14 protein-coding genes are annotated in these 16,590 nt (G+C 71.1%); 5 read left to right on the top strand and 9 right to left on the bottom strand.

Translation table 11 applies throughout. From position 1 onward, the window contains the following. Nucleotides 1-33 precede the first annotated feature (33 nt). Entirely contained in the window at nt 34-1,266 is a 1,233-nt protein-coding gene (locus tag ACIG47_RS00500) for an MFS transporter (RefSeq protein ID WP_397429180.1), read from the top strand. On the opposite strand, the gene ACIG47_RS00505 is transcribed toward ACIG47_RS00500, so the two are convergent. Further along, nucleotides 1,247-1,792: a septum formation family protein gene (locus tag ACIG47_RS00505; protein ID WP_397429181.1), complete on the bottom strand. Its 546-nt coding sequence runs from the start codon at nt 1,790-1,792 to the stop codon at nt 1,247-1,249. The two genes, ACIG47_RS00500 and ACIG47_RS00505, sit on opposite strands and share 20 nt — an antisense overlap. Before the next feature lie 270 nt (nt 1,793-2,062). On the opposite strand from ACIG47_RS00505, the gene ACIG47_RS00510 reads away from it, so the two are divergent. Continuing rightward, entirely contained in the window at nt 2,063-3,391 is a 1,329-nt protein-coding gene (locus ACIG47_RS00510; protein WP_397429182.1) for an endonuclease/exonuclease/phosphatase family protein, read from the top strand. 90 nt (nt 3,392-3,481) lie between these two features. Continuing rightward, nucleotides 3,482-5,680: a S9 family peptidase gene (locus ACIG47_RS00515; protein ID WP_397429183.1), complete on the top strand. Its 2,199-nt coding sequence runs from the start codon at nt 3,482-3,484 to the stop codon at nt 5,678-5,680. A 53-nt stretch (nt 5,681-5,733) separates the two neighbouring features. Here the strand turns inward: ACIG47_RS00515 and ACIG47_RS00520 are convergent, their stop codons facing one another. From ACIG47_RS00520 to ACIG47_RS00550, 7 genes are all read right to left on the bottom strand, one after another. Further along, nucleotides 5,734-7,038: a glycoside hydrolase family 3 N-terminal domain-containing protein gene (locus ACIG47_RS00520; RefSeq protein WP_397429184.1), complete on the bottom strand. Its 1,305-nt coding sequence runs from the start codon at nt 7,036-7,038 to the stop codon at nt 5,734-5,736. 84 nt (nt 7,039-7,122) lie between these two features. Beyond that, complete coding sequence (locus tag ACIG47_RS00525; protein ID WP_397429185.1) at nt 7,123-8,247, bottom strand: threonine aldolase family protein; 1,125 nt, start codon at nt 8,245-8,247, stop codon at nt 7,123-7,125. Between the two features lie 80 nt (nt 8,248-8,327). Beyond that, entirely contained in the window at nt 8,328-9,110 is a 783-nt protein-coding gene (locus tag ACIG47_RS00530; protein WP_397429186.1) for an ABC transporter ATP-binding protein, read from the bottom strand. Beyond that, nucleotides 9,107-10,147, bottom strand: coding sequence for an ABC transporter ATP-binding protein (locus ACIG47_RS00535; protein ID WP_397429188.1), 1,041 nt, complete (start codon nt 10,145-10,147; stop codon nt 9,107-9,109). Before ACIG47_RS00535 ends, ACIG47_RS00530 begins: the two co-directional genes overlap by 4 nt. Beyond that, nucleotides 10,137-11,123: a branched-chain amino acid ABC transporter permease gene (locus ACIG47_RS00540; protein WP_397412029.1), complete on the bottom strand. Its 987-nt coding sequence runs from the start codon at nt 11,121-11,123 to the stop codon at nt 10,137-10,139. Before ACIG47_RS00540 ends, ACIG47_RS00535 begins: the two co-directional genes overlap by 11 nt. A 13-nt stretch (nt 11,124-11,136) precedes the next feature. Then, nucleotides 11,137-12,546 carry a branched-chain amino acid ABC transporter permease gene (locus tag ACIG47_RS00545; protein WP_397412031.1) on the bottom strand — a complete coding sequence of 470 codons (1,410 nt, stop codon included), beginning with the start codon at nt 12,544-12,546 and terminating at the stop codon, nt 11,137-11,139. Nucleotides 12,547-12,900: 354 nt separating this feature from the next. Then, a complete protein-coding gene (locus ACIG47_RS00550; RefSeq protein ID WP_397429189.1) occupies nt 12,901-14,193 on the bottom strand; it encodes an ABC transporter substrate-binding protein in 1,293 nt (430 codons plus the stop codon). 377 nt (nt 14,194-14,570) lie between these two features. Between ACIG47_RS00550 and ACIG47_RS00555 the strand changes: the two genes are divergently transcribed. Then, entirely contained in the window at nt 14,571-14,774 is a 204-nt protein-coding gene (locus ACIG47_RS00555; RefSeq protein WP_020017413.1) for a cold-shock protein, read from the top strand. Between the two features lie 121 nt (nt 14,775-14,895). Continuing rightward, complete coding sequence (locus tag ACIG47_RS00560; RefSeq protein WP_397429190.1) at nt 14,896-15,723, top strand: hypothetical protein; 828 nt, start codon at nt 14,896-14,898, stop codon at nt 15,721-15,723. A gap of 181 nt (nt 15,724-15,904) precedes the next feature. Here the strand turns inward: ACIG47_RS00560 and ACIG47_RS00565 are convergent, their stop codons facing one another. Beyond that, nucleotides 15,905-16,465, bottom strand: a complete 561-nt coding sequence (locus ACIG47_RS00565) for a hypothetical protein (RefSeq protein ID WP_397429191.1) — start codon at nt 16,463-16,465, stop codon at nt 15,905-15,907. Nucleotides 16,466-16,590 lie beyond the last annotated feature (125 nt).

Raw genomic sequence — 16,590 nt, forward strand, 5'->3', positions numbered from 1 at the left:
CTCACAGCGCCGCTCCCACTCCCCGGAGAATGCATGACCTCGAACAGGCCCACCGCCGCCGCGGAGTTCGCCGCTCCCCCGGTGGACCAGCGCCGCGCGATCGTCGCACTGGTCGCGCTCAGCGTCAGCGCCTTCACCTTCGTCACGGCGGAGAACCTCCCCGGCGGCCTGCTCACCCTCATCGCGCCCGACCTGGGCCGCAGCACCTCCGAGATCGGACTGCTCGTCACGGCGTACGCCGTGGTCGTGGTCGTGGCGTCCCTGCCGCTGACCCGCCTCACGCGGCGGTTCCAGCGCCGCTGGGTGCTCGCGGCGACCACCGCGGTCTGCGCCGTCGGCTCGCTGTGGTCGGCCTTCGCGATCGGCTACGCCGACCTCATGGCGGCGCGCATGGTCACGGCGCTGGGCCAGGCGCTCTTCTGGTCCATCGTCACCCCGGCCGCCGCGAGCCTGTTCGCCCCCGCCGTGCGGGGCAAGATGATCGCGCGGCTCGCGGTCGGCAACTCGCTCGCGCCGCTGCTGGGCGTGCCGCTCGGCACCTGGGTGGGCCAGCAGACGAGCTGGCGCACGGCCTTCCTGCTGTTCTCCGCAGTCAGCCTGGTCGCGTGCGTCACCATGGCCGTCTCCATGCCGAACGTCGACGCCGAGCAGAGCGGCACCGCGCGCGGCACCCACCCGGACCTGCGCCGCTTCGTGATGCTCCTGGTCGTCACCGTGCTGCTCGTGACCGGCGGTTTCATGATGATCACGTTCGTCACGCAGTTCCTGCTGGAGACGGCGGGCTTCCCCGACCGCTACCTCAGCGCGCTGCTGCTGGGCCAGGGCGCCGCGGGCCTGGCCGGCACCCTGCTCATCGGTCAGGTGCTCGACAAGCGGCCGTGGCACACCGTGGTCGTGGCGCTCGTCGCGCTGACCGGTGCGCTGCTGCTGCTCCGGACCCTGGGCCACGTCCCGGCCCTCGCGCTGGTCGGGCTGGCCCTGTTCGGGCTGGCGTTCAGCGCCATCCCGCCCGCCCTGTCCTTCCTGTCGCTGCGGGTCGCCCCGGGCGCCACCGAGTCCGCGACCGCGATCTCCAGCTCGGTGTTCAACATCGGGATCGGCGCCGGGTCGGCGCTCGGCGCGCTGGTGGTCGCCACCGCCGGCGTCACGACGGTGCCCCTGGTCGGGGCCGTGTTCGTGCTCGCCGCGCTGGCGGTGCTCGGGGTGGACCTGTGGGCGGCGGCGCGCGCCGCCGCCCGCGGGGCCGCTACTTCGCGGCGCCCTTGAGGGTGCCCGTCACGGGCTCCTCGGAGCTGATGATGCACTGGAGGGTGCGGTCGTCGAGCTGCTCCCAGGTGGCCTGGGTCGGGTAGAAGCCGGTGTAGCCGTACTGCGACTCGTCGTAGGACAGCCCCACGAACTTGCCGAACTCGGCGTAGCACCACTCGTCGAACTTCTTCGACATGCCCTCGTCGCCCGGGTACTCGTCGGTGTCCATGACGAGCTCGGCGAAGACCTCGCCCGTGTGCGGCTCCGCGCACGGGACCACGGGAACCGTCTCGACCTCGTACTCCTCGCCCTCCGCGGCGTCCCCGTACCCGTCGAGCGCCTCCAGGTCGATGCAGTCGCCCTTCAAGATCTGGAACGCGTCCGCCTCGGCGGAGGCGGTGATCTCGCCGCCCGGCTCGTCACGCGGCGCGTCGCCACCCGACGTGATCTGGTCGAGCACACCGCAGCCGGTCAGCAGGGTCAGCGATACGGTGGCGGCGGCCGCGGCCACCAGCAGGCGGGCGGGACGGACAGTACGGTTCATCGACTCTTCCTCAGGATGTGCCCGACGGCGCACGCCAGCGGGGCGGCGGTACGGCCGCCCCGGAAAAGTACCGTCCGCCACTGACACACCGGCGCCGGAACGGCAACGATCCGGTCACGACCCCGCCCCGGCAGCTCCCGGTACCCCGGCACAACGGTGTTCACGCGGTGTTCACCCCGGCGGGACGACGGCGACCTACCGTGGCTCGCGGGCACCCGGGTGGTGCCCGAGCAAGCCCCCGAAGCACGACACCCCGAAGAAGGAGCAGTCATGCGAGCCAGTACCCCCGGGCGCCTGACCGGCGCCGCCGCCGCAGCGGCCCTGCTGGCCGGCGCCGTCCTCGTCCCGGCGGCGACCGCGGCGACCGCGGCCCCGGCGTCGGCGTCGGCGTCGGCGTCGGCGAGCCAGCGCGACGTCCCGGCGGCAGCCGGCGCGACCACGGACCGGGGCCTTGCCGGCCACGGCCACCGGACGCTGCGAGCGGCCACCTACAACCTGTCGCTCAACCGGGCCACGCAGGGCGAGCTCGTCGCCGACCTGTCCACGGGCGACGACGCGCAGGCCGCGACGGTCGCCGAGGTGATCCAGCACGCGGACCCCGACGTCGTGCTGCTCAACGAGTTCGACTACTCCGGCGACGCCGACCCGTACGCCGCCGCGGACCTGTTCCGCGAGAACTACCTGGAGGTGCCGCAGGGCACCGGCGAGCCGGTGGAGTACCCCTACGCGTTCGTGGCGCCGTCGAACACGGGGATCCCCAGCGGGTTCGACCTGAACAACGACGGGACCGTCGGCGGAGGCGACGACGCGCTCGGCTTCGGCCTGTTCCCGGGGCAGTACGGCATGCTCGTGCTGTCGAAGTACCCGATCCGGCACGACCGGGTCCGCACCTTCCAGGACTTCCGGTGGGCAGACATGCCCGGCGCGCTCCTCCCGGACGACCCGGCCACCCCTGCCCCGGCCGACTGGTACTCCGCCGAGGAGCTGGCCGTGCTGCCGCTGTCGAGCAAGTCCCACTGGGACGTCCCCCTGCGCGTGGGCCGCGAGACGGTGCACGTGCTGGCGGCGCACCCGACCCCGCCGTCGTTCGACGGGGCGGAGGACCGCAACGGCCTGCGCAACCACGACGAGATCCGGTTCTGGGCCGACTACGTGCGCGGCGGTCGCAGCGCCCGGTACCAGTACGACGACGAGGGCCGCCGCGGCGGTCTGCGCCCCGGGTCCTCCTTCGTGATCGTGGGCGACTACAACGCCGACCCCGTGGACGGCGACTCCGTGGACGCGGCCATCGACCAGCTCCTGGACCACCCGCGGATCACCGACCCGCAGGCCACGTCGGCGGGCGGGCCGGAGGCCGCGGCGCTCCAGGCGGGCGCCAACCTGACCCACCTCGGCGACCCGGCGCTCGACACCGCCGACTTCGCGGACACGACGCCGGGCAACCTCCGCGTCGACTACGTGCTGCCCTCGCGCGACCTGCGGGTCCGGGGCGCTGGCGTCTTCTGGCCGGCCGCCGCCGACCCCCTGTCCCGCCTCACGGGCGTCTACCCGTTCCCGAGCAGCGACCACCGCCTGACCTGGACGGACGTCACGCTCTGACGCCACCAGGCGCGGGGGTCGCGCCGTCCGGGCCTGCCCGGCAGGCGGGCTCCCGCGCCCGGCGTCAGAGAGCGCGGATAGGCTGACGCGGTGTCTGATGCACTGACATCCTTCGGGACCGAGTCCTCCGCCGACGCGCCGCCCGCCACGCCGCGCCGCCCCCACCAGCGCACCTTCCACGGCGACACCTTCGTCGACGACTACGAGTGGCTCCGTGCCAAGGAGGACCCCGAGGTCGTCGCGCACCTGGAGGCGCAGAACGCCTGGACCCTGGAGCGGCAGGAGCACCTGGCACCCCTGCGGCAGACCCTGTTCGACGAGATCAAGGGCCGCACGCTGGAGACCGACCTCTCCGTGCCGTCGCGCGACGGCGACTGGTGGTACTACGCGCGCACCGTCGAGGGTCAGCAGTACGCGATCCACGCGCGCTACCCCGCCGCCGGGCCGGACGACTGGACGCCGCGCGTGCTCGAGCCGGGGGCGCCCGTGCCGGGCGAGCAGGTGCTGCTCGACCAGAACGCCGAGGCGGAGGGGCACGACTTCTTCGCGCTGGGTTCGCTCGACGTGTCCGAGGACGGGACCCGCCTGCTCTACGCCACCGACACGGCGGGCGACGAGCGCTACACGCTGCGGGTCCGCGACCTCGCCACGGGGCAGGACCTGCCGGACGAGGTGCGGGACACCGCCCCCGGCGCCCTGTTCGCGCCGGACGGCGAGCACGTCTTCTACCTCACCGTCGACGAGGCCTGGCGCCCCTGGCGGGTGTGGCGGCACCGGCTCGGCACCCCCGGGTCCGACGACGTGGTGGTCTTCGAGGAGCCCGACGAGCGGTACTGGGTGGGCGTCGGCCTGTCCCGGTCCCGCACGTACCTGCAGATCGAGCTCGGCTCGAAGGTGACGAGCGAGTCGTGGCTGCTGGAGGCGGACGACCCGACCGGCGAGTTCCGGGTCGTGTGGCCCCGCCGCGAGGGCGTGGAGTACACGGTGGAGCACGCGGTGCTGCCGTCCGCGGACGGGCCGCGCGACACGCTCCTGATCCTGCACAACCACGACGCCCTGAACTTCGAGCTGGTCAGCTCCCCGGTTCCCGCGCCGGGTGCACCGATCGCCCCGGAGGCGGCCACCGTCGTCGTGCCGCACGACCCGGCGGTGCGCCTGGACGGCGTGAGCGCGAGCGAGCGCTACCTGGTGCTCTACTACCGCCGCGAGGCGATCTCCCGGTCGGCCGTACTGCAGCTTCCCGCACAGGAGCCGGTGACCTGGGACTTCCAGGAGATCTCCTTTGGCCAGCCGCTGGAGTCGGTCGGCGCGGGCGTGGGCGTCTGGGAGCAGCCGAACCTCAAGGTCGGCTACACGTCGTTCGTGACGCCGCAGTCCCTCTACCTGTACGACGTCGCGTCCGGCGAGCGCACCCTGCTCAAGCAGCAGCCCGTGCTCGGCGGCTACGACCCGGACGACTACGACCAGCGCCGGGAGTGGGCCGTGGCCGACGACGGCACGCGGGTGCCGGTCTCGCTGGTCTGGCGCAAGGACAAGGTGCGGTTCGCCGACGCCGGCGACGCGCCCGCCGACCCCGCACCCCTGCTCCTGTACGGGTACGGCGCCTACGAGTACTCGATCGACCCGTACTTCTCCGTGCCCCGGCTGAGCCTGCTGGACCGCGGCATCGTGTTCGCCGTCGCGCACGTGCGGGGCGGTGGCGAGATGGGCCGCGCCTGGTACGACGACGGGAAGCTCGGCGCGAAGCGCAACACCTTCACCGACTTCGTGGCCTCCGGGCGGCACCTCGTCGACACCGGCTGGACCACGCCGGACCGCCTCGTGGCGGACGGCGGCAGCGCCGGCGGCCTGCTCGTCGGCGCCGCCGTCAACCTGGCGCCCGAGCTGTTCGCGGGGGTGCTGGCCGGCGTCCCGTTCGTGGACGCCCTGACCTCCATGCTCGACCCGACCCTGCCGCTCACGGTCACCGAGCGGGACGAGTGGGGCGACCCCCTGAACGACCCCGAGGTGTACGCGTACATGCGCTCGTACACCCCGTACGAGAACGTGGCGGACGACGCCACGCACTACCCGCGGATCCTCGCCACGACCAGCTTCAACGACACCCGCGTGCTGTATGTGGAGCCCGCCAAGTGGGTGGCCCGGCTCCAGGCCGCCGGGGCGCCCGCGATGCTGAAGATCGAGATGTCGGCCGGGCACGGCGGCGTCTCGGGGCGCTACTCGGCGTGGGAGCAGATCGCGTTCGAGCACGCGTGGGTGCTGGACGTGCTGGGGCTCGCGGACCGCTGAGAGCGCCGGGGCCGCCGGGACCTGGTCCGGCGGCCCCGGCCGGCCCGTACCGGTCAGAGCCCCGACTTCGCCGCGACCACCCGGGCTGCCGCGGCGTCGACCTTCGCGGCGAACGCGGGGTCGTCCTGCGCCCTCGCCACCAGCGCATCCACCATGGACGCCGCGACCGACGGCTTCGCCGACGCGAGCACCAGGTCCACACCCGCGTCGACGGCGCGCACCGCACGCTCGCCCGCGGGCACCCCGGTGACCTGCACGGCCGCGGACAGGTCGTCGGTGATGATGACGCCGTCGAAGCCGAGCTCCCGGACCAGCCCGACCGCCGCCGGGCTGAACACGGCGGGCGCGTCGGGGTCGATGCGCGTGTAGACGGCCGACGACATCATGACCAGCCCGGACCCCGCCGCGATGCCCGCGTCGAACACGTCCACCGAGGGCGCGTCGGGTCCGGTCACCGTGTCGGTCACGCCGGCCGTGGTGTCCGTGTTGGCGGTGACCCGGCCCAGCCCCGGGAAGTGCTTGATCGAGGTCTGCACGCCCGCGTCCCGCTGCCCCTGCGCGAACGCGTTGCCGTGCACGATCACGGACTCGGCCGTGTACCCGTAGTTGCGGCCGAAGACGCCGATCGGCGGGTTGCTCTGCGCGGAGTCCTGCGGCACGAGGTCCAGGACGGGCGCCAGGTTGAGGTTGACGCCCGCCGCGGCGAGCTCCTGGCCCCAGACCCTGGACCGGGCGCGCAGGTCCGCGGGGTCCAGCGTCGCCTGGTCGACGGCGCTCGGGATGTCGCTGAACCCCGTGCCGCGCAGCACCTGGACGGCGCCGCCCTCCTGGTCGGTCGCCACGAACAGCGGCTCCCGCTCCCCCGCGGCGGCGTCGACGGCGGCGTCCACCAGGTTCTTCACCGGCTGACGCCCCGCCTTGGTGCGGCCGTGCAGGAAGACGCCGCCGATGTGGTCGTCCCGGACCATGTCGAACGTCGGCTGGAACGGTCCCTTGACCGGCAGGCCCACCATGACGACCTGCCCGACCTTCTCCTCCAGGGTCCAGCCGGCCACGAGCGACAGGTCCGGCTCCCCGGGGCCGGTGCCCGGCTGCGTCGTCGGGCCCGGCGTGGGTCCACCGGTCGGGGTGGCAGTCGGGATGGGGCTGGGCGTCCCGGCCGAGGGTGTGGGCGTCGGGGTGCTGGACGGCGACGGCGACGTGCCGCCCGGCCGACCGCTCGGCTGCGCGCTCGACTGAGCGGGCCCGGGCAGGGTCGTCGGATCGGGCTCCGTCGTGGGCCCGGCGCAGCCGCCGGCCAGGGCCGCCACCGTGAGGACCGCTGCGGCGACCAGGCCGAGCGGGCGAAAACGAGTCATGACCCCCAGTGTCGACCCACGGTGCCTCGGATGTTCAATCCGACGCGAGGTCCGTCCCGCCGCCTGCCGGTCGATGCGGCGACGTCAGAGGGCGGCCGCGACGAGGGCGACGAAGGCGTCGACGTCTTCCTCCGTGGTGTCCCAGGCGCACATCCAGCGGACCTCGACGCGGTCGGGGGTCTCGCCCGGGGACCAGTCGTAGAACCGCACCTCGGCCCGGAGCCGGTCCGCCGCGGCGCGCGGCAGGGTCGCGAAGACGACGTTCGCCTCGGTCGGCCGGGAGATCCGGACGCCGCTCCGCCCGGCGGCGCCGCCGTCGTCCGTCAGGCCCGCCGCCTCGAGGCCTGCGCGCAGGCGCGCCGCCATCGCGTTGGAGCGCTCGGCGCTGCGCAGCCAGAGCGGCGCCCCCGCACCGCTGCCCGACGTCGGCGTACCGGGCTCGCCGAGCAGCGCCAGGAGCTGCGCGGACACGAACCGGGTCTTCGACGCGAGCTGCATCGTGGCCTTGCGCAGATAGGGGACGGCGTCGGCCGGCCCGGTCCCGCCGTCGGCCCGGAGGCCGCCCGGCAGCACGACCACCGCCTCGCCGAGCATGCCGCCGTTCTTCGCCGCGCCGAGGGACAGGATGTCGACGCCGACGTCGGTGGTGATCTCCCGCAGGGAGGCGCCCAGCGTGGCCGCGGCGTTCGCAAGGCGTGACCCGTCCATGTGCACCAGCAGGCCGGCGGCGTGGGCGGTGTCCGCCAGGAGCTTGAGGTCGGCCACCGGGTAGACGGTGCCGAGCTCGGTGACCTGCGTGAGGCTGAGCACGGCGGGCTGAGCGCGGTGCACGTCGCCGAGGTCGCCGGTCCAGCGGTCCACGGCCTCGGGCCCGATGCGGCCGTGCGTGGCGGGCACGGTGAGCAGCTTGAGGCCGCCCACCCGCTCGGGGGCGCCGTTCTCGTCGGTATGGACGTGCGCGACGTCGCTCGCGATCACCCCGCCCCACCGTGGGGCGGCGGCCATCAGGCTGACGACGTTGGCCCCCGTGCCGTTCAGCACGGAGAAGATGCGGGTGCCGTCGCCGAACACCTCGGCGGCGCGGTCCCCCAGGCGGGCGGTGACGGGGTCGTCGCCGTACGAGACGGCGAACCCGTGGTTCGCCGCGGCGACGGCGGCCATGACCTCGGGGTGGACGGGGGCGTAGTTGTCGGAGGCGAGCTGCAGCACCCTCCGATTCTCCCTCTCGGCGGAGACGCGCCAGACCCTCGGGTCACCGGGTGGCCCGAGGGTCTGGCAGAGCACAGAGGTCAGGAGGCCTTGTCGACGTCCTCCGCCAGGGTGCCCAGGTACAGGGAGATCACCTTGGGGTCGGCCTGGAGCTCCCGGCCGGTCCCGGTGTGCGCGTCCTTGCCCTGGTCGAGCACGTACCCGCGGTCGCAGATCTGCAGGCAGCGCCGGGCGTTCTGCTCCACCATGACCACCGACACGCCCGCCTTGTTGATCATGCGGGTCCGCAGGAACGTCTCGTCCTGCCGCACGGGTGACAGGCCGGCCGACGGCTCGTCGAGCAGCAGCACCGACGGGTTCATCATGAGCGCACGGGCCATGGCGACCATCTGGCGCTCACCGCCCGACATGGCGCCCGCGCGCTGGGCACGTCGCTCGCCCAGCGTCGGGAACAGGTCGGTGATGAACTCGAACCGCTCGGCGAACATCTGCGGCCGCAGGTACACGCCCATGCGCAGGTTCTCCTCGACGGTGAGCGAGGGGAACACGTTGTTGTTCTGCGGCACGAACCCGACGCCCTGGGACACCAGGGTGTTCGCCTTCTGGTTCGTGATGTCCACGCCACCCAGCGTCACGGTGCCGGAACGCACGGTGACCAGGCCGAACAGCGACTTCAGCAGGGTCGACTTGCCGGCGCCGTTCGGGCCGATGATGCCGACGAGCTCGCCCTTGGCGACCTCGAGGTTGCACCCGTTCAGGATGTTCACGCCGGGCAGGTACCCAGCCACGATGTCGGTCGCCTTGAGCAGGACCTCCCGCTTCTCGGCGGTGGGTGCGGCGGCGGGCGCGGCTGTCTCGGTCATCGCTTCTCCTCCTCGGCCTCGAGCCGGGCCAGCACCGCGGGGTCGAGCAGCGAGTCGTCCCCGAGGTCGGTGTCGTGGTGGGCACCCAGGTAGGCGTCCACCACCGCCTGGTCCTGCATAACGGCGGCGGGCGGACCCTCGGCGACGATGCGACCCTCGGCCATCACCACCACCCAGTCCGAGATGTGCCGCACGGCGTGCATGTCGTGCTCGACGAACAGCACGGTCATCCCGTCGTCGCGCAGCGCCTGGATGTGACCCAGCAGGGACTGCACCAGGGCCGGGTTCACGCCGGCCATCGGCTCGTCGAGCATGATCATGGTCGGGTCCGTCATGAGGGCCCGGGCCATCTCCAGCAGCTTGCGCTGGCCGCCGGACAGCGAGCCCGCGAAGTCGTCCTTCTTGGTGTCGAGCTTGAACCGCGACAGGATCTCGAGCGCCTTCTCGGCGTTCTTCTTCTCCGTGCCGGACCACAGCGGCTTGACCAGCGAGGCGAACAGGTTCTCGCCGGGGTTGTCCATCGCGGCGAGCTGCATGTTCTGCAGCACCGTGAGGCGGGACAGCGCCTTGGTGAGCTGGAACGTGCGGACCATGCCGTTGCGCGCCACCTTGGCCGCGCTGATCCCGGCCAGCGACGTGCCCTCGAAGGACCACGAGCCCTGGTTGGGCTTGTCGAACCCCGTGAGCAGGTTGAAGAACGTCGTCTTGCCCGCACCGTTGGGGCCGATCAGCGCGGTGATGACGCCGCGCTGGACCTCCAGGTGCTCGACGTCGACGGCGGTCATGCCGCCGAACCGGCGCTGCACGCCGTCGGCGACCAGGATCGCGTCCGGCTTGCTCACGCCCACCGTCGGCTCGACGGCGGCCAGCACGTGCTCCGCGGCCTTGGCCGCCGCGGAGTCGCTGCGCTCGACGGCGTCCAGCGCCTCCACGGTGCTCTCGGGCTCGGTCACCTCGGTCACGTCGACCTCCGTCGTCTCAGGGGGCGTCTCGGCCGCCGTCTCGGGCGGTGTCTCTCGGGGCATCTCAACGGACATCGAAGGCGAGCTCCTTCTTGTTCCCCAATATCCCTTGCGGACGGAAGATCACCAGCAGCATCAGGGTGAGGCCCACGACCAGACCACCGATGTTCTCCACCTGGTCCGGGGCGAGCGTCCCGGCCAGCCCCTCACGCATGCCGGCACGCAGCAGCATGAAGACCGCCCAGAAGATCATCGCGCCGAGCACGGGCCCGAACAGGGTGGCCGCACCACCGAGCAGCAGCACGGTCCAGACGAAGAACGTCATCGACCGGGCCATGCCGTCGGGCTGCACGGCGCGGGGCAGCACGTACACGATGCCGCCCAGCGAACCGAGCACACCGCCCAGGATCAGGGCCTGCATCTTGACGGCGTAGACGTTCTTGCCGAGGGCGCGCACGGCGTCCTCGTCCTCGCGGACGCCCTTGAGGAGGCGGCCCCACGGGCTGCGGGTGAGCAGCCAGACGAACAGGAGGGCGAGCGCGACCAGCGACCACCCGACGATCCGCACCCACCAGGAGTCCGACCCGTTGTTGAGGTACTCGAACGGGCCGATGGTGGTGCGCCCGTCGGGGAGGGGCGACAGTGCAGCGAACGTGTCCTTGAACTCGTTGCCCCGCAGACCCGCCTGACCGCCCGTCCACTCGGCGAGGCCGCTGGAGCGACCGAGCATGCGCACGATCTCGGCGGCCGCGATGGTGACGATCGCCAGGTAGTCACCCCGCAGCTTCAGCGTGGGCATACCCAGGATCAGGGCGAACAGGATGCTCGCGACCAGCGCGACGAGGAGGGCCAGCCAGAAGGGCGCCCCCGCGATCGTCGTGATCGCGAAGCCGTAGGCACCGAGCAGCATGAAGCCGGCCTGGCCCATGTTGAGCAGGCCCGTGTACCCGAAGTGCAGGTTGAGGCCGATGGCGGCCAGGACGTAGGCAGCGGTGGTCGGCGCGATCAGCTCGCCGGCCGCTTGCGTGAGGATTCGGCTCAGTTCTTCCATGGTGGTTGTCCTTTCAGCCGATCCGCTCGCGCCGGCCGAGCAGGCCCTGGGGCCGCAGCAGCAGGACGAGGATCAGGATCGCGAGCGCCGTGGCATAGCGGAGGTCGTTCGGCATGCCGGGGATGAGCGGCGACATCTCGACGACGATGCCGATGACCATCGAGCCGGCCAGTGCGCCGTACGCCGTGCCGAGGCCACCCAGGGTCACGGCCGCGAACATCAGCAGCAGCATCTGCATGCCGGTGTTCCAGCCGAAGGTGCCCACGGACAGGCCGTACATCAGTCCGGCCAGGCCGGCGAAGCCGGTGGACATGGTCCAGACGATGCGGATGATCTTGTCCGGGTTGATGCCGGTGGCCGAGGCGAGGGCCGGGTTGTCCGACACGGCGCGCGTGGCCCGGCCGATGCGGGTGCGGGTCAGGAACCAGCCGATGAACAGGATGGCGATGACGGCCACGCCCATCGAGGCCCAGGACCACGTCGAGAGCGTGATGCCGGCGATCGTCATCGACGTCGGGTTGGTGCTGAGGATGCGCTCGGACCCGTTGCCGATCATGAGCTGGATCGTGTACTGGAGGGTCAGCGAGAGACCGATGGTGATGATCATCAGCTGTGTCAGCGGTGTGCCGCGTTGGCGCAGCGGCTTCCACAGGACGACGTCCTGCAGGAACCCGGTGGCGGTGCAGATGACGACCGCGAGGATCGCCGCGGGCCAGAAGGACAGGCCCCACATGTTGATCCCGATGAAGGCGAACACCGCGCCGAGCGTGAACTGCTCGCCGTGCGCGAAGGTCGACAGGCCGGTGGTGCCGTAGATCAGGCTGATGCCCACCGACGCGAGGGCGAGCAGGAGACCGAGGCGGATGCCGAGCCCGAACTTCTGCCAGGCGTTCGCCAGGGAGAAGCCGCCGGAGGTCGCCTCCTCGGATCCCGCCTCGCCCGCGGCAGGCGTCTCGGCGCCGCCGCCCGCGCTCTCGCCCGGCTCGGCCGACGGCGACGCGTCGACGGGCTGGTCGCCGAGCGTGATCGCGCCGCGCGCCGTGGAGCCCGTCTGTGCCGTCACCTCGACCTGGGGCGGGTCGGGGAACAGCCCGTCGGGCAGCGACGCCTCGTCGAGCGCGATCGTGTAGATCCCGACGGTCGGCACCTCCACGGACACGGGGCCGTCCGCGGTCGTGGCGACCTCGGCCTCGAAGTCGTCGCCCGTGATCGTGACGGTGACGTCGGGGACGAAGTTGCGCTCCTCGTCCATCACGACGGCCGCGACGCAGGCGGTGGTGCTGTCGGATGTGCAGTCTGTCGCGACGGGCGCCGTGGCTGCCATGGCGGGCGCCGCGGCGAGCAGGGCCGGGAAGGCCGCTGCCGCGAGCGTGGCCACGACCCTGCGCGCGGCCGTCGCGAGGTTCGGTCGGTCGGCTGTCATCTGCCGGGTCCTCCGTCGGTTCTGGTGGGTGGTGCCCCGAGGTCTCGGTGCCGCACGACGCCACGAAGATTTAGCCCTGCTTAACCAGGCCTGCATCAAACTGATGGCATCAGCGTGCCGAGAGTGTAGCCGCACCGTGTGTCGTGGATTACACGTGCCGTGTGACACACGGTTTCGGCGGCTGTATAGGGGGCGATCGAAACGATCCGCGTCGTTGCGGACCGGCTGCCCCACGGGTGTCCGACGGCTGGCAAGAGGCGCGTTGTCCGGTTCGCACCCGCTCTTGATCGCGGTTCTGCAACGATCAGGCCCGGCCACCCGAAGGGGTGACCGGGCCTGGTCGCGGTGCAGTGGTCAGGAGCCCTGGACGGAGCCCTCGACGACCTTGGTCCAGACGTTCTTGTTGGTGTCGTCGTACTCGTAGACACCGATGAACGCGGACGACGGGTCGTTGTCCTCGTTGAGCGGGCCGATGCCCGCGACGCCCTTGTAGGCGATCTCGTCGCCCGCCTCGAGCGCCTCGACGCCCTCCTCGAACGTGGAGACCTCCGTGGCGCCCTCCTCCGAGCCGGAGACCGCACGGATGTTGTCCGCGAGGGTCTGACCGTCGGTGCCCTCGCCGCGGACGGCGGCCAGTGCGATGAGGATGGCGGCGTCGTACGACTCGGGGGCGTACGCGTAGTCAGCCAGCTCCTCGCCGTTCTCCTCCTGGTACCAGGTGTTCAGGCGCTCCTTGAAGTCCTCCGGGGCGTCGGCGCCGGGGATGGTGCCCTTGACGCCCTCGAGCGTGCCCGGGTCGAAGTCCTTCGAGTAGTCGGCCGTGTTGCCGTCGCACAGGTACGTCTTGCCGGCGAACTCCCACTTCTGAGTGACCAGCTCGGCGATGGCCGCCTTGGTCTCCTCGAAGGCGAAGATCGCGATCGCGTCCGGCTTGGCCGCCAGCGCGTCGGAGACGACGTTGGCGAAGTTGGTCTCCGCCTGCGCGAACTCGGTGCCGTCGCCGGTGCCGCCGTAGACGACCTCGCCGCCGCCTGCCTCGACCGCCTTCTGCACGTTGTCGCGCAGACCGGTGGCGTAGTCGTCCTGCATCGTCAGGAAGGCGACCTTCTGGTGGCCGTCCTCGAGCATGAGCGAACCGAGCGCCTGACCCTGGACGGTGTCCGGCGGGGCGGTGCGCGCGAACAGCGGCGAGTACCCCGACAGGGTGGTCGAGGTGTTGGCGGGCGACACCTGGAGCACGCCGGCCTCGGTGACCGAGTCCACGACGTTCAGGGTCACGGTCGAGGACGCGGCACCGATGATGGCGCTGACGTCCTGACCCAGCAGGTCGGTGACCGAGTTGGTGGAGACGTTGAGGTTGTCGCCGTCGCCGGAGTCCGAGGGGGCGATCTCGACGTCGTTGCCAAGAACGCCACCGGCGGCATTGATGTCGGCCACGGCCTGGCCGACGCCCGCGACCTCGGGCGGACCCAGGTAGGCGAGGTTTCCGGTGAGCGGGAGCAGGGTGCCGATCTTCAGCGGGTCGGCCGAGCCGGAGCCCGAGCCGCCGCCGTCTCCGCCGTCGGACGTGGTGGCGCAGGCCGCGAGGCCCACACTGAGGACTGCCGCGACCGCGAGACCGCGAGCCGCCGTGGAACGTCGAATCATTTCTGCTGGTCCCCTTCGAGCGGGAGTGAACCTGACGTGGCGACTTGCCTCGTCGTGGCGATGAACGTAGCCACCTTGTGTGACGTTGATGTGACTAGTCCGTCACACACCCTCGATCGTTACGAGGATGTTACCCAGCCATGCAGCGACCCTGAATCCGGATGAAATCGGGCACGAACGGGGTAAGGATCGGCACGAATGCAGCCCTCGAGCACGCTCGGGAAACTGTCGGGCGACAGACGCGGGCGATTTGCGCGACGGGCAGGTAGAGTTGTCGGCGTTGCAGTGCCTCGATCGTTCTTCCAAGAGATGACGACGACACCGTGATTACAGCGATCCCGACGGTCGGGGTCGTCGCATCTTGCAAGGAGCAGTACATGGCATTCGGAACCGTCAAGTGGTTCAACGCCGAGAAGGGCTTCGGGTTCATCGCGCCCGAGGACGGTGGGCAGGACGTGTTCGCCCACTTCAGCGCCATCCAGTCGAGCGGCTACCGCTCGCTCGAGGAGAACCAGCGCGTCGAGTTCGACGTGAAGCAGGGCCCCAAGGGCCTGCAGGCGGAGAACATCCGCCCGCTCTGATTCTCACAGAGACTTCGCGGCCCGCGCGCTGAGCTCGTCCTGAGCCCGGTGCCGGTCGCACGACGTCGGCCCGGCCACCTCTTGAGGCGGCCGGGCCTTCGTGTTTCCCGGGTTCTCCCCTGTGACCTGGAACCACGGGCTCGCGCGGGGCGTTCCCCCGTGGACCGTCATCCACGCGCCACCGACGAAGGACAAGATCATGGGCTTCCTCGACCGACTGCTCGGCCGCGAGCCGCGCGACCAGACTCCCGGCATGTACCAGGGCGGCGGCACGCCGCAGCCGCAGTACCGGCAGCAGCCAGCACAGGCTCCCGCCTACGGCACCGCGCCGACCTACGGCTCCGCCGCGAGCACCGGGCGCAGCGAGGACGAGGTGGCGATCGAGCGCTACCGGTACCTGCTGCGCACGGCCCCGCCGGACCGGGTCGAGGAGGCGCACGCCGAGGCGTTCGCGCAGCTCACGCCCGAGCAGCGCAACCAGGTGCTGGCCCAGCTCAGCGAGACGGTCCCGCCGAACGAGCGCGCGACGTCGGACGACCCACGTGACCTGGCCCGCATGGCGACGCGCGCGGAGATGCGCAACCCCGGCACGCTGGAGCGCAACTTCGGCCAGAGCCGCGGCCCGGGCTTCGGCTCGATGCTCGGTGCCAGCATGCTCGGCACCATCGGCGGCATGGTCATCGGCTCGGCGGTGGCCGACATGATGTTCGGCAGCTCGTTCGGCGACCCCTCCCAGGACTTCGCCGGTGGCGAGGAGGGTGAGGCCGGCGGAGCCGAGGAGGCCAGCGGAGCCGAGGAGGCCGGCGCCGAGCCCGTCGAGGCGGCGGGCTCGGACGCGGGTGCCGACGCCGGCGGGGACGCGGGCGGCGGCTTCTTCGGGGACTTCGGCGGGGGTGACTTCGGCGGGGGTGACTTCGGCGGGGGTGACTTCGGCGGCGGCGAGTTCTAATCAGAACGTGACCCGCTGAAAGCGTTCTCAACACCAGGGGATCGGCGACTGGCGAACTAACCACTCGGGGGTTGGTGTCGGCTATCAAAGCAGCCAGGCACCAACCCCCGAGGCCCAAAGAAGCGGCTTAGCCTGGCACCATTAGCCAGAGCCAGCTAGCGCAACTTCTAGCGCAACTTCCTCAGGTCCGGCATGCAAGGGACTTGGTTACGAAGACAGGTAGAGTTTCCGAACCCCAAACGCCGCTGTTCCCCCACGTCGTCGAGGTGCCACTGTTGCAGGTTGTGCTCGCCATGTACAAGGTCCCGCTGACGATGCTGGCACCCAGGGTCGTGCACTCCCCCTTGGGGAACCAGATCCCGATCTTTTCGCCAAGGTCCTGACACACGGTGCGCTTTCCGCAGTCGGCCGACTTCTTGTACGTGATCTTCCCATGCACCTTATTGTTCAGCTTGTAGGGCGGATCAGTCTTGATCGACTGTGTGCAGGAAGCTGACACGCCGGTCGTGATGGTCGTACCTTCGCCGGTGGTGTGCTGCACCTGCTCACCCAGCGCCACGAGTTCCGGTTCTGCTGCACTGCGGTCGGCTACAACTAGATAGGAACCACCTGCCTCATCGAAACCAGCGTCGACAATCTCCTCGTCGACCCCGACCACCACCCCCATCTCGGATGCCAGCGATGCGAAATCCTCGGTGGTGCTGGACGCATACGACGGTGCTGCAGCGAGCGATGCGATCATTACTGCTGCGGACGTGAGTGCAATACGCGCACGCAAGATATTGACCCCTCCATTCACCTCACCAGACGTTCGCTTGAACCACGAACACGCGTAGGTTACATGGTTCATATTTCCGGCACAAGGGA

The sequence above is a fragment of the Promicromonospora sp. NPDC052451 genome (assembly GCF_044547525.1).
GTDB lineage: Bacteria > Actinomycetota > Actinomycetes > Actinomycetales > Cellulomonadaceae > Promicromonospora.

What these genes read in the sequence shown, in the direction of transcription:
- ACIG47_RS00545 (WP_397412031.1), bottom strand. Translation starts at nt 12,546, where the DNA reads ATGACAGCCGACCGACCGAACCTCGCGACGGCCGCGCGCAGGGTCGTG.
- ACIG47_RS00565 (WP_397429191.1), bottom strand. Translation starts at nt 16,465, where the DNA reads ATGATCGCATCGCTCGCTGCAGCACCGTCGTATGCGTCCAGCACCACC.
- ACIG47_RS00520 (WP_397429184.1), bottom strand. Translation starts at nt 7,038, where the DNA reads ATGACTCGTTTTCGCCCGCTCGGCCTGGTCGCCGCAGCGGTCCTCACG.
- ACIG47_RS00510 (WP_397429182.1), top strand. Translation starts at nt 2,063, where the DNA reads ATGCGAGCCAGTACCCCCGGGCGCCTGACCGGCGCCGCCGCCGCAGCG.
- ACIG47_RS00505 (WP_397429181.1), bottom strand. Translation starts at nt 1,792, where the DNA reads ATGAACCGTACTGTCCGTCCCGCCCGCCTGCTGGTGGCCGCGGCCGCC.
- ACIG47_RS00550 (WP_397429189.1), bottom strand. Translation starts at nt 14,193, where the DNA reads ATGATTCGACGTTCCACGGCGGCTCGCGGTCTCGCGGTCGCGGCAGTC.
- ACIG47_RS00535 (WP_397429188.1), bottom strand. Translation starts at nt 10,147, where the DNA reads ATGTCCGTTGAGATGCCCCGAGAGACACCGCCCGAGACGGCGGCCGAG.
- ACIG47_RS00530 (WP_397429186.1), bottom strand. Translation starts at nt 9,110, where the DNA reads ATGACCGAGACAGCCGCGCCCGCCGCCGCACCCACCGCCGAGAAGCGG.
- ACIG47_RS00540 (WP_397412029.1), bottom strand. Translation starts at nt 11,123, where the DNA reads ATGGAAGAACTGAGCCGAATCCTCACGCAAGCGGCCGGCGAGCTGATC.
- ACIG47_RS00500 (WP_397429180.1), top strand. Translation starts at nt 34, where the DNA reads ATGACCTCGAACAGGCCCACCGCCGCCGCGGAGTTCGCCGCTCCCCCG.
- ACIG47_RS00555 (WP_020017413.1), top strand. Translation starts at nt 14,571, where the DNA reads ATGGCATTCGGAACCGTCAAGTGGTTCAACGCCGAGAAGGGCTTCGGG.